The sequence below is a fragment of the Mycobacterium sp. genome, from assembly GCF_965229265.1.
GTDB lineage: Bacteria > Actinomycetota > Actinomycetes > Mycobacteriales > Mycobacteriaceae > Mycobacterium.
On sequence record NZ_CBDDIY010000010.1, the window covers coordinates 1,310,268 to 1,322,352 of the forward strand.

At 68.3% G+C, this 12,085-nt stretch carries 14 protein-coding genes; 4 read left to right on the forward strand and 10 right to left on the reverse strand.

Translation table 11 applies throughout. From position 1 onward, the window contains the following. Positions 1-17: 17 nt before the first annotated feature. From ADBZ9K_RS08185 to ADBZ9K_RS08210, 6 genes are read right to left on the reverse strand one after another with little or no spacing between them, the layout of a single operon-like run. The gene (locus tag ADBZ9K_RS08185) at positions 18-809 is read right to left on the reverse strand and encodes an Fpg/Nei family DNA glycosylase (protein ID WP_526619581.1); all 792 of its coding nucleotides are present in this window, start codon (positions 807-809) and stop codon (positions 18-20) included. A gap of 3 nt (positions 810-812) precedes the next feature. After that, on the reverse strand, positions 813-1,286 hold the full coding sequence (locus ADBZ9K_RS08190) for a ribose-5-phosphate isomerase (RefSeq protein WP_526619582.1): 474 nt from the start codon (positions 1,284-1,286) through the stop codon (positions 813-815). 23 nt (positions 1,287-1,309) lie between these two features. After that, positions 1,310-2,263: an isopenicillin N synthase family dioxygenase gene (locus tag ADBZ9K_RS08195; RefSeq protein WP_526619583.1), complete on the reverse strand. Its 954-nt coding sequence runs from the start codon at positions 2,261-2,263 to the stop codon at positions 1,310-1,312. Continuing rightward, positions 2,260-2,712 (reverse strand): nucleoside deaminase, encoded by a 453-nt coding sequence (locus tag ADBZ9K_RS08200; protein ID WP_526619584.1) that lies wholly within the window; start codon positions 2,710-2,712, stop codon positions 2,260-2,262. The genes ADBZ9K_RS08195 and ADBZ9K_RS08200 overlap by 4 nt, the downstream gene beginning before the upstream one ends. Further along, complete coding sequence (locus ADBZ9K_RS08205; protein WP_526619585.1) at positions 2,709-4,118, reverse strand: purine-cytosine permease family protein; 1,410 nt, start codon at positions 4,116-4,118, stop codon at positions 2,709-2,711. Before ADBZ9K_RS08205 ends, ADBZ9K_RS08200 begins: the two co-directional genes overlap by 4 nt. 49 nt (positions 4,119-4,167) lie before the next feature. Continuing rightward, positions 4,168-4,776, reverse strand: a complete 609-nt coding sequence (locus ADBZ9K_RS08210) for a mycothiol-dependent nitroreductase Rv2466c family protein (protein ID WP_526619586.1) — start codon at positions 4,774-4,776, stop codon at positions 4,168-4,170. 85 nt (positions 4,777-4,861) lie between these two features. Between ADBZ9K_RS08210 and pepN the strand changes: the two genes are divergently transcribed. Then, on the forward strand, positions 4,862-7,447 hold the full coding sequence (gene pepN, locus ADBZ9K_RS08215) for an aminopeptidase N (protein ID WP_526619587.1): 2,586 nt from the start codon (positions 4,862-4,864) through the stop codon (positions 7,445-7,447). Between the two features lie 86 nt (positions 7,448-7,533). After that, positions 7,534-7,890, forward strand: a complete 357-nt coding sequence (locus ADBZ9K_RS08220; RefSeq protein WP_526619588.1) for an HNH endonuclease signature motif containing protein — start codon at positions 7,534-7,536, stop codon at positions 7,888-7,890. Positions 7,891-7,997: 107 nt separating this feature from the next. On the opposite strand, the gene ADBZ9K_RS08225 is transcribed toward ADBZ9K_RS08220, so the two are convergent. The 3 genes from ADBZ9K_RS08225 to ADBZ9K_RS08235 are packed head-to-tail and all read right to left on the reverse strand — an operon-like array spanning position 7,998 to position 9,353. Continuing rightward, positions 7,998-8,477, reverse strand: coding sequence for a DUF5130 family protein (locus tag ADBZ9K_RS08225; RefSeq protein ID WP_526619589.1), 480 nt, complete (start codon positions 8,475-8,477; stop codon positions 7,998-8,000). Next, positions 8,464-8,703, reverse strand: a complete 240-nt coding sequence (ctaJ, locus tag ADBZ9K_RS08230; RefSeq protein WP_526619590.1) for an aa3-type cytochrome oxidase subunit CtaJ — start codon at positions 8,701-8,703, stop codon at positions 8,464-8,466. The genes ADBZ9K_RS08225 and ctaJ overlap by 14 nt, the downstream gene beginning before the upstream one ends. Before the next feature lie 17 nt (positions 8,704-8,720). Next, on the reverse strand, positions 8,721-9,353 hold the full coding sequence (locus ADBZ9K_RS08235) for an HNH endonuclease signature motif containing protein (protein ID WP_526619591.1): 633 nt from the start codon (positions 9,351-9,353) through the stop codon (positions 8,721-8,723). Positions 9,354-9,484: 131 nt separating this feature from the next. Here ADBZ9K_RS08235 and ADBZ9K_RS08240 point away from each other — a divergent pair, with 131 nt between their 5' ends. Both ADBZ9K_RS08240 and ADBZ9K_RS08245 read left to right on the forward strand, forming a co-directional pair. Further along, the gene (locus ADBZ9K_RS08240) at positions 9,485-9,880 is read left to right on the forward strand and encodes a globin (RefSeq protein WP_526619592.1); all 396 of its coding nucleotides are present in this window, start codon (positions 9,485-9,487) and stop codon (positions 9,878-9,880) included. A 7-nt stretch (positions 9,881-9,887) separates the two neighbouring features. Continuing rightward, positions 9,888-11,438 (forward strand): glycoside hydrolase family 13 protein, encoded by a 1,551-nt coding sequence (locus ADBZ9K_RS08245; protein WP_526619593.1) that lies wholly within the window; start codon positions 9,888-9,890, stop codon positions 11,436-11,438. On the opposite strand, the gene ADBZ9K_RS08250 is transcribed toward ADBZ9K_RS08245, so the two are convergent. Beyond that, on the reverse strand, positions 11,435-12,079 hold the full coding sequence (locus ADBZ9K_RS08250) for a DUF1345 domain-containing protein (protein ID WP_526619594.1): 645 nt from the start codon (positions 12,077-12,079) through the stop codon (positions 11,435-11,437). The genes ADBZ9K_RS08245 and ADBZ9K_RS08250 overlap by 4 nt on opposite strands. Positions 12,080-12,085: the final 6 nt, after the last annotated feature.

A 12,085-nucleotide genomic window follows, 5' to 3' on the forward strand; every position in this document is an offset into this window, starting at 1 on the left:
TGCTCGACTGGCAGGAGTCAGACCTGACAGCTCGGGCACCAGAAGACGTTGCGGCCTTCCAGCCCGGCGGTGCGGACCGGGGTGCCACACACCCGGCACAGCTCCCCGGCACGGCGGTAGACGTAGGTGCGCGGCCGGTTCGGCCGGTAGGACGGCGCGCCGTGGTCGTGCTCGGGTCGCACGACGACGATGTTGCCGCGGCGCACGCCGACTTTCATCAACGCGACCAGGTCGGTCCAGGCGTCGGCGAACTCGGCCTCGGCGACGTCGCGACCAAGCCGGTACGGGTCGATGTGGTGGCGGAACAGCAGCTCGCTGCGATACACGTTGCCCACCCCGGCCAGGACGCTCTGGTCCATCAGCAGGGCGCCAATGGTCTTGCGCGACTTGCGGATTCGCTCCCAGGCTGGCGCGGGGTCGGCGTCCCGGCGAAGCGGGTCGGGGCCCAGCCGGGCCACGATGGCCGACACTTGGGCCTCGTCGAGCACCGCACAGGCGGTCGGACCGCGCAGGTCGGTGCCGTACTCGGCGCCGACGATGCGCATCCTGACCTGGCCGACCGGCGGCGGCATCGGCACCGGGAGCTCGGTGAACGTGCCGTACAGACCCAGGTGCACGTGCACGATCGGGCCGCCCTCGTAATGGTGGAACAGGTGCTTACCCCATACCGAGGCGCCGGTGAACACCCGGCCGGTGACGATTGCGGCGTCGGCGAACCGGCCCTGCGGGCTCGACACCGTGACCGGGGCTCCAGCGAAGCGGCGCTGATGCAGCCGGGCCAGCCGGTGCAGCGTGTGCCCCTCGGGCACGACTCAGGCGCCAGGTACCGGCGGCGGCACGTGGGTGCGCTCGTATTCGGCGAGGATGTCGATGCGACGTTGGTGGCGCTCGGCTTCCGACCACGGGGTGGTCAGGAACGCGTCGATGATCGCCAGCGCCTCGGGCACGGTGTGCATCCGGCCGCCGATGCCCATCAGCTGGGCATTGTTGTGCTGGCGTGCCAGCTGCGCGGTCTCCACGCTCCACGCCAGCGCGCAGCGGGCGCCGGGCACCTTGTTGGCGGCGATCTGCTCGCCATTGCCGGACCCGCCGATCACGATGCCCAGGCTGCCCGGATCGGCCACCGTACGTTCGGCGGCGGCGATGCAGAAGGCGGGGTAGTCGTCTTCGGCGTCGTAGGTGTAGGCCCCGCAGTCGATCGGCTCGTAGCCGCCGCTTTTCAGGTGCTCGACGACGGCTTGCTTGAGTTCGTATCCGGCATGGTCTGAGCCGAGGTACACGCGCATGGCGCATACCTTACTGAAGCGGATCAGCCAACAGTGATGGCGTCCAGCCGTTCCTTGATGAACGCTGAGCACGTCACCGGTGCCAGGCCCGCCACCTTGCCGACCGGCGGCTGCAGCGGGGTGACGAGCGCGTCATGATTGGCCTCGTAGAAGTAGATCAGCGAGATCAGGTCTTCCTCGGGCGCATGTGGCTGCGGCGGCAGCACCCGGTGCCGGCCCGAGGGCCAGCGCCGGCCGCTCCAGTACTCCAGCAGGTCGCCGATGTTGACCGTCAGCGCCTCCGGGTCGTAGGGCGCGTCGCTCCAGCCGTCGTCGTCGGAGAACACTTGCAGCCCACCGGCTCCCGGCTCACGGTCCAGGATCGTGACTGTGCCGAAATCGGTGTGTGGCCCGATCCGGAACTGGCCCGGCTCCGGTTCGCCGACGACGCTGACCGGCGGGTAGTGATTGATGTTCATCGTCCAGGTCGGCCGGTCGGCCAGGGCGGCGAACGGGTTGTCCGGTAGCAGCAGGGCATGCGCCATCAGCGCCAGCAGGTCGTCGGCCAACCGCCGCACCGCCGCGGTGTAGCGCGTCACCAGCGGCTGCAGTTCGGCGACTTCCTCGGGCCACACGTTGGGGGCAAACCAGATCCGGTCGACGTCGGGGTCGCCGACGGCGGTCTCGGCACCCAGGCTGTAGCTCTCCTTGAGGTCCGGCGGAGTCTCGGTGCCTTCGGCGTAGGCATTGGCCTCCGCGCCGGGGGCGATCCAGCCGTGGCCGCCCACCGCCACTGAGTAACGCCGCTTGACCTCGTCGGGCAGGGCGAAGAACCGGCGCGCCGCGGACCGCACGTCGGCGGCCAAGTCCGGGTCGATACCGTGCCCCTTGACCAGGATGAACCCCGCCTGCTGCAGTCCCTCGTCGAGTTCAGCGGCGACGGCGTCGGCCTGGGCTCCCCCGCTGTGCCAGCGGGAAATGTCGACGGTCGCGATCACGTCTGCGCTACTCCTATGTCCTCGTTCCACAACTGTGGGTTCTCGGCAATGAACCGCGTCATCATCGCCGCGCACCGGTCGTCGTCGAGCAGCGTGACCTCGACACCGTGTTCGGCCAGCCAGTCGTGGCCGCCGGTGAAGGTCCGGCTCTCGCCGATCACCACCGCGCCAATGTTGAACTGGCGCACCAATCCGCTGCAGTACCAGCAGGGTGAGAGCGTCGTGACCATGATCGTCGAGCGGTAGTCCCGTTGGCGCCCCGCGGCCCGGAATGCGTCGGTCTCGGCGTGGATGGACGGATCATCCTGCTGCACGCGCCGGTTGTGCCCGCTGCCCAACAGCACCCCGTCGACGCTGAACAGCGCGGCCCCGATCGGAATCCCGCCTTCCGCCAAGCCTTTTCGGGCCTCTTGGTAGGCGACCTCCAGCATCTCCTGCGGTGTCGTCATACCGCTGTTCGCTCGGCGGCGATCTTGGATCGGCATAGCACAAGATAACTCGCGGCGGCGAGCAGGAAGCCGGCGAAGAAGGTCACGTCACCGAGTTGCGGAATCGCCCGGGCGACGAAGCCGACGAACTTCTCCTGGTTGGAGAACAGCAGCACCGAGACCACCAGACCGATGGCGAACGAGGCGAACCCGCCCCAGTTCGTGTAGCTGCGGTCGTAGAGGAAGCCGGCGATGGACTGCCCTTGTCGCAGGTACTGATCGGCGAAGACAACACCGAGCCACGGTCCGATCCAGTAGGCGATGATCAGCAGGAACGCCTCGTAGCTGGCCGCGGCATCGGCCAGCGCCCACCACGCGATTCCGAAGCCCGCGACTCCGAAGAACACCGTGACCACGGCACGCGCGATGTGGTGCGGCAGTTTCACCCCGATGGTGACGAAAGCCATTGCCCCGGAATAGATGTTGATCGCGTTCGCGGCGACGGCACCCACCGCGATGGCCAGCAGCGTGGCCTTGGCCAGCGGTGAGGCAAGCTCACTGGTGAACGCTTCGGTGGGGTTGTCGGACAGTGCCGGACCGATCGTGACCGACGCGGCGCCGACAATCTCGAGGATCGCGCAGGACAGGAACAGTCCCAGTGAGGCGAACAGCCCGGTACGGGCGGTCGAGACGGTAGCGGGGAGATACCGGGTGTAGTCGGCCGCGTACGGCGTCCAGCCCGCGGCGTAACCGAAGGCGGTGCCCACGGTCAGCAGAAAGCCGCCCAGCCCGCCCACACCGCCGTCGACCGCCGGTGCGTCGAAGTGCGACTTGGTCAGGATGGCCACCGAGGCGACCGCGAAGATCACCGCGAGCACCGGGAAGGACCAGCGTTCGAAGGCCTGCACCAGGTTGTGCCCGAAGAACGCGAACGCGGTCTGGATCAGCACGATGATGACCAGCGCCAGCAGCGGCCCGATGTGGAACAGGGTGGCCAGCGCGAACGCACCACTGACGCTGTTGGTGGCGAACCAGCCCACCCCCGCGGTGACCGACATCAGCACCGAGGGAACGGCATTGCCCTTGAACCCGAATGCCAGCCGGCCCAGCACCATCTGCGGCACACCGTGCAGCGGGCCGCGGGCCGACAGGACATAGTGGGCCACCGCACCCAGGCCGGTGCCGATCACGATCCCGGCGACGGCCTGCCAGAACGTCATCCCGTAGACGGCGACCGCGAGCACGCCGACGAAGATCGTGGCGAATTCGAGGTTCGGCGACGTCCAGGTCCAGAACAACTGACGCGGGTGGCCGTGCCGGTCGTCGTGGGAGATGAATTCGTTCCCGCCAGGTTCGACGGCCACCAGCTTGTCGCGGTAGGTGCCGTCGGTCTGCACGCTCGGCTCAGCCGGGTCAGCCACTGTCATGGCTACAAGGTTGTACGTGGCGGGCCGGCGCGCAACCGGAGGGCGAAATTCAGTCGAACTGGGGGGATTCCGTCCGGCTCCGCTTCAGCTCCCAGAAATGCGGGTAGGACGCGAACGTCACCGAGGCATCCCACAGCTTGCCGGCTTCCTCACCGCGCGGGATGCGGGAGAGCACCGGGCCGAAGAAGGCCACCCCGTTGATGTGGATGGTCGGGGTGCCGACGTCCTCGCCGACGGCATCCATGCCCTCGTGGTGGCTGGCACGCAGCGCCTCGTCGTAGGCGTCGGTGGTGGCGGCCTCGGCCAGTTCGGCGGGCAATCCCACCTCCGCCAGCGACTCGGCGATCACGACATCGAAGTCCTTGATGCCCTCGTTGTGGATCCGGGTTCCCATCGCCGCGTACAGCGGGGCGAGGATCTCCCGGCCCTTGGCCTGCTCGGCGGCGATCGCGACGCGCACCGGACCCCACGCCTTCTTCATCGCCTCCTGGTACTCCTCGGGAAGGTCGCGGCCCTCGTTGAGCACGGCCAGGCTCATCACCCGGAAGTCGACGTCGATGTCGCGGACCTTCTCCACCTCCAGGATCCACCGCGAGGTGATCCAGCACCACGGGCACAGCGGGTCAAACCAAAAACCGGCTTTGGCCTTCTCGGACATGCGGGCTCCTCCTTGCGCTCGACGAAGACTTTCATCACAACTGATCCACATAGAACACTGTTCCCGGTGCCGCTAGGTTGGACGGGTGGCACTTCCCAACCTGACTCGCGACGAGGCCATCGAGCGTGCCGCTCTGGTCACCGTCGGCACCTACCGCATCGATCTGGACCTGACCGACGGCTCCGGGGCTCCCGGCGAGACGACGTTCCGGTCCACCACCACCGTCGACTTCGAGGCGCTGCCCGGCGCTGACACCGTCATCGACCTGGCCGCCGGCACCGTGCACAGTGCCGTGCTCAACGGCCGCCCCATCGACGTCTCGGGATACGACGAGTCAACCGGTATCCCGCTGCGCGGCCTGGCCGAGAAGAACACCCTCGTCGTCGAGGCCGACTGCCGCTACTCCAACACCGGCGAGGGGCTGCACCGCTTCGTCGATCCGGTCGACGGCGAGGTGTACCTGTACTCGCAGTTCGAAACCGCCGACGCCAAGCGCATGTTCGCCTGCTTCGACCAACCCGATCTCAAGGCCATCTTCGATGTCACGGTCACCGCGCCGTCGCACTGGCAGGTGATCTCCAACGGCGCGACCACGTCCGTCGAGGAGACCGGTCAGACCAAGGTCCACACCTTCGCCACCACCCCAATGATGAGCACCTACCTGGTGGCGCTCATCGCCGGACCGTACGCACGCTGGGACGACACCTACTCCGACGAGCACGGCGAGATCCCCCTTGGCCTGTTCTGCCGGTCCTCGCTGGCGGAGTTCATGGACGCCGAGCGGCTGTTCACCGAGACCAAACAGGGCTTCGGGTTCTACCACCGCAACTTCGGCGTGCCCTACGCGTTCGGCAAGTACGACCAGCTCTTCGTCCCGGAGTTCAACGCCGGCGCGATGGAGAACGCCGGCGCGGTGACGTTCCTGGAGGACTACGTCTTCCGGTCGAAGGTCACCCGCTACAGCTACGAGCGCCGGGCCGAGACGGTGCTACACGAGATGGCACACATGTGGTTCGGCGACCTGGTGACCATGACGTGGTGGGACGACCTCTGGCTCAACGAGTCGTTCGCGACGTTCGCCTCGGTGCTGTGCCAGGCCGAGGCCACCGAGTACGACCAGGCCTGGACGACGTTCGCCAACGTGGAGAAGTCCTGGGCGTATCGCCAGGACCAGCTGCCCTCGACGCACCCGGTGGCCGCCGACATCCCGGATCTGCACGCGGTTGAGGTCAACTTCGACGGCATCACCTACGCCAAGGGCGCCAGCGTGCTCAAGCAGCTGGTCGCCTACGTCGGCTTGGAGCACTTCCTGGCCGGCCTGCGGGACTATTTCGCCGCGCACGCCTTCGGCAACGCGACGTTCGACGACCTGCTCGGTGCCCTGGAGAAGGCGTCGGGCCGCGACTTGAGCGACTGGGGCCGCCAATGGCTCAAGACCACCGGCCTGAACACCCTGCGTGCCGAGTTCGACGTCGACGCCGACGGCCGGTTCACCCGGTTCTCGATCGCCCAGGGTGGGGCCAAGCCCGGCGCGGGCGAGACCAGGGTGCACCGTCTTGCCGTCGGGATCTACGACGACGACCCGGTCACGGGCAAGCTGGTGCGGGTGCATCGCGAGGAGCTCGACGTGTCCGGGCTGACCACCGAAGTGCCTGCATTGCAAGGTGTTTCGCGCGGCAAGTTGATCCTGGTCAATGACGACGACCTGACCTACTGCTCGCTGCGGCTGGACCCGGAATCGTTGCGGACCGCGCTGAGCCGCATCGCCGATATCGATGAGCCGTTGCCCCGCACGCTGGTGTGGTCGGCGGCGTGGGAGATGACCCGCGACGCCGAGCTGAAGGCCCGCGACTTCGTGGCCCTGGTGATGAGCGGCATCCAGGCCGAGACCGAGGTCGGCGTTGCCCAGCGCCTGCTGCTGCAGGCGCAGACGGCGCTGAACTCCTACGCCGACCCGGAGTGGGCCTGCGCCAACGGCTGGCCCGCGTTCGCCGACCGCCTGCTGGACCTGGCCCGCGAATCAGCCCCCGGTTCGGATCACCAGCTGGCGTTCGTCAATGCGCTGTGCACCTCGGCGTTGTCGCTGCGCCACGTCGCGGTGCTGGCCACGCTGTTGGACAACGAACCCGCCGAGGTGAACCTCGCGGGGCTGGTGATCGACACCGATCTGCGCTGGCGGATCGTCACCGCGCTGGCCGCGTCCGGCGACATCGACGGCGAGGGCCCGGCGACCCCGTTCATCGACGCCGAGGCCCAGCGCGATCCGACGGCCGCGGGTCGGCGCCACGCGGCTGCGGCCGCAGCGGCCCGCCCACAAGCAGCGGTCAAGGAGCAGGCCTGGCAGCAGGTCGTCGAGGACGACACGCTGGCCAACGCCACCGCGCGAGCGGTCATCGGCGGCTTCGCCCAGGCGGGTCAGGCTGAGCTACTGCAGCCGTTCACGGCGCGCTACTTCGACTCGATCAGCGGGGTCTGGGAACGCCGGTCCAGCGAGGTGGCGCAGACGGTGGTTGTGGGCCTGTACCCGTCGTGGGACATCAGCGCGGAGGCCTTGCAGGCCGCCGACACGTTCCTCGGCGGGGAGCTGCCGTCGGCGCTTCGCCGGCTGGTGCTCGAGGGCCGCGCCGGTGTCGAACGCTCGCTGAAGGCGCGCGCCTTCGACGCCAGCTGACCGCCGGACGCGAGCGTGCGTGTCGGGTCGGCGACACGCCGCCACGGCAGTGCGTTCGCGCACGCTCGCGCTGGGATGATCGGACGGTGGCTGCCCCCAACAGTCGGCGAGCCCGTGCGGCCCGCAGGCGCACCCGACGCGTCAAGGCGGTGGTCAACGACCTGACCGAGGCGCAGTGGGTCGCCATCAAAGCCGCGTGGAACGGTTGCGCCTACTGCGGTGTGACGGATAAGCCGCTACAGCGGGACTGCGTCATGGCGATATCGCGGGGCGGCAGGTACACGGTGGACAACGTGGTGCCCGCCTGTGCAGCGTGCAATGCCAGCAAGTGCAATGACGAGGTGACGGGCTGGCTGCGCCGCAAGCGGCTCGATGAACGCCGCTTCCTCGAACGCTACGTTCATATCCGGGCGGGGTTGCTCGCTGCCGCCGAGGCGGGCTGAGCCCGCGGGAACCCGGGGGCAGTAGCCCCATCGGCACCGTCAGTCGGTGTCTGGAGGGTTGGGTGTTGCGCCCGCCTTCGAGCGACAATCCGGTGACGCGGCAGGCGCTACGGCCGCACGATGGCGGCCGACATCACCCGCACGGCGCTGATCAACCCGTCGATCAGGTTGCCCTCCTTGAACGCCGACGCGGCCGCCGACACCCCGAGCGGGGCGGCGGACTCGGCGCCACGGCCGCGCAGATCTGCGCCGTAGACCACCTCGATCGCCCGCTGGTCCGGCGACACGGCCAGCAGCACCGCGTTGTTCGGCGTCGGGACCTCGGCGAGGATCTCGCGGGCGCGGGCGGCGGTGTCGCTACCCAGGTCGCCGATGTACACGGCGAAACGGGCCTTGGACTGCCGGCTGCCGTACTTCAGCGCGTCGTCGAGCTCGACGAGCTGATTGATCGGGAACGGGTAGTGCACCGACAGCTCGCCGGGCTCGGTGACGCCGGACAGCCGTCCGCTGGCGGTCACCGCCCAGCCGTAGGGCAGCTCCGCCGGATCAATGGTCGCTACCGCGGTAGCGTGCTCACCACTTGCCACTTGCTCCACCTCCCACAGTCGTCTCGGTCGCGCCGTGGCCGTGGTGGCCACCGCCGGGAACCACCTCGTCGACGGCTGCCCACAGGATGGGCTCGTGCGTCCACCGCTCGGACAACTGATACGTCGCAGGGTGGTTGCCCTTGCGCGAGAAGATCAATAGGGCCAACACGGCCACGAGTCCCAATGGGATTCCCACAAACAAAAGGTGGGTGACAGCAGCGCTCACGATGCAAACCGTAGCAGTCAGGCCGCGCCTTCATCCAGGTAGCGCACCCACGCCGGGTCGAGTTCCTTGATGGTGCACAGCAGCCGCCAGTGCTGGCCCTTCGGCGGCAACGGGACCAGCCGCAGCGACCAGCCCAATTCGGCCAGCAGCTTGTCGGCCTTGCGGTGGTTGCACGCCGCGCAGGCGGCCACGCAGTTTTCCCAGGAGTGCTCGCCGCCGCGGCTGCGCGGCACCACATGGTCGACGGTGTCTGCCTTGTTGCCGCAGTACGCGCAGCGATACCGGTCGCGGTGCATCAGCGCGGCCCGGGTCATCGGGATGCGCGCCCGGTACGGCACCCGCACGTAGCTGCGCAACCGGATGACCGACGGCACGACGATGGCCCGGGTCGCGGAGTGGATGACGGGGCCGGTGGGGTCGTCGTGCACCACGTCGGCCTTGCCGCACAGCAACATGATCACCGCCCGGCGCATCGGGAGCGCCGTCAGCGGTTCGTAGGTCGAATTCAGCAACAGCACCCGGCGACGCCCCCACACTGATCCGTCGGCCGGGCTGGGTATGTGAGGGTCCGCGTGCAGCCCAGAACCCGATAGCGACCCGATCGGGCCCGCCGCGGCGCGGTGACCGCGGTTCCGGTTTCGCTGAGCCATGCGTTCCTCCGTTGACCAGTCCACCACGGATCGCCGCGGCCTGCACGGCAATTTGGCCTGTGTTCGCAGGTCAAATCCGTGAACTCTGGGTGACGTCTGCCGACTCATGCGGGGGTGTACACAATGGTGAGGTGACGGAAGATCCGCAGACGTTCTACGACGCGGTGGGCGGCGCCGAGACGTTCCGCAAGATCGTGTCCCGCTTCTACGAGCTGGTTCGCGAGGACGACGTGCTGCTTCCGCTGTACCCGCCCGACGAACTCGACGCCGCCGAGGACCGCCTGCGGATGTTCCTCGAGCAGTACTGGGGCGGCCCGCGCACCTACTCCGACCAGCGCGGACACCCCCGCCTCCGGATGCGCCACGTCCCGTTCCGGATCGGCCCGATCGAGCGGGACGCCTGGCTGCGCTGCATGCACACCGCGGTGGCTTCGATCGACGCGCAGACCCTGGATGCCGCGCATCGCGCGGAGCTGGTGGCCTACCTCGAGATGGCCGCCCAGGCCATGGTCAACTCGCCGCTCTGAGCGCCCGATGACTGACCCGGCAACCCCGTGGTGGACCAACGCCGTCTTCTACCAGATCTATCCCCGCTCCTTCGCCGACAGCAACGGTGACGGCGTGGGCGACCTGGACGGCGTCACCGACCACCTCGACCATCTGAGCCGGCTCGGCGTCGATGCCATCTGGCTCAACCCCGTGATGGTCTCCCCCATGGCCGACCACGGCTACGACGTCGCCGACCCGCGTGACGTCGACCCGCTGTTCGGCGGGCTGGCGGCCCTGGAGCGGCTCATCGCCGAGGCACACGCTCGCGGCATCCGACTGACGATGGATCTGGTGCCCAACCACACCAGCTCCCGGCACGCCTGGTTTCAGGCGGCGCTCGCCGCGACGCCGGGCAGCGCCGAGCGCGAGCGCTACCTGTTCCGCGACGGTCGCGGCGACGCCCCGCCCAACAACTGGGTATCGGTGTTCGGCGGCCCGGCCTGGACACAGGTAGCCGACGGCCAGTGGTATCTGCACCTGTTCGACGCCGAACAGCCCGACCTCAACTGGGACAACCCCGAGGTGTTCGAGGACCTGGCGAAGACCCTGCGGTTCTGGCTGGACCGCGGGGTGGACGGCTTCCGCATCGACGTCGCCCACGGCATGTCCAAACCGCCGGGGCTGCCGGACATGACCAATCCGAACATCGAGATGCTGACCTCCCAGGACGACGATCCGCGGTTCAACCACGAAGGTGTGCACGACATCCACCGCGGAATCCGTTCGGTGCTGGACGATTACCCGCACGCAGTGTCGATCGGCGAGATCTGGGTGTTCGACAACGAGGACTTCGCCAAGTACCTGCGCCCCGACGAACTGCACATGGGGTTCAACTTCCGTTTGGTACGAGCCGAATTCGACGCCACGAGCATCCACGGTGCGATCGAGAATGCGCTGGCAGCAGCGGCCATCGAAGACGCCAGTCCTACCTGGACCCTGTCCAACCATGACGTCGAGCGCGAAGTCACCCGCTACGGCGGTGGCGCCCAGGGGCTAGCCCGCGCCCGCGCCATGGCGATGGTGATGCTCGCGCTGCCCGGTGCGGTATTCCTCTACAACGGCGAAGAATTGGGCCTGCCCAACGTCGAGTTGCCCGATGCGGTGTTGCAGGATCCGGTGTGGGAGCGCTCCGGACATACCGAACGCGGCCGCGACGGCTGCCGGGTGCCGCTCCCGTGGTCGGGAACCACTCCCCCGTTCGGGTTTTCGTCCAATCCCGACACCTGGCTGCCCATGCCGCCGGAGTGGGCCTCGCTGACCGTCGAACGCCAGCTCGCCGACGCAGACTCCACACTGGCGTTCTTCAGTAAGGTCCTCGGATTGCGGCGCAGCGCATTCCACGTCACCGAGAACGACGTCGAATGGCTGGAGCTGGGCTCCGATGTTCTGGCGTTCTTCTCCGGCGGGGTGCTGTGCGTGCTGAACACCGGAACGTCGGCGCTGCCCTTGCCCGACGGTGAGCTGCTGATGGCCAGCGCCCCAGTGGCCGACGGCACGCTGGCCCCCGACGCGGCGGCGTGGCTGCTGACGGTCTAGGCCGAGGAGAGCACGTTGACCACCGAGGCGATGATGATCGTTCCGAACACGAACGACAACAGTGCGTGTCCCAGCGCGGTTCTCCGCATACGCGTCGACGTCAGGTTGGTGTCGGAGATGGCGAAGCTCATGCCGACCGCGAACGCGACGTAGAAGAAGTCCGAGTAGCAGGGCCGGTCCTTGTGGTGGGGATCGTTGAAGTCGATGCCGCCGGGCCGCCTCGGGTCGAAGTAGTGCTTGGCGTAGATGAGCCCGAACAGGGTGTGGATCGTCAGCCACGACAGCACGACGCTGCCGACCGCCAACCACCGCACTGGATCGTCGTGAGCCCGCTCCAACAGCACCCCGACGCCACCGAGGCTCGCCACCGCGCCGCCCAGGACCAACGTGACGACAGCGGGGTGCCCCGGCTGCTCTCGCCCGGCATGCGTCTGGGTGCGACGATGGTCGAATCGCCACAGTGCCAGCCACGTCCAGCCGGTGAAGACGGCCGCCACCGCGGTCCATCCTCCGAGCAGCGACAGCGGCCCCCCGCGTCCCCAGAGGATGCCGGTAACCATCGCACCGGCCACGCCCCCGACCGTGACCCGCGCGGCCGGGCTGTGCCAGAACGGCAGCCGGCGAGGTCCGCTCTCAGCCATCGCTCC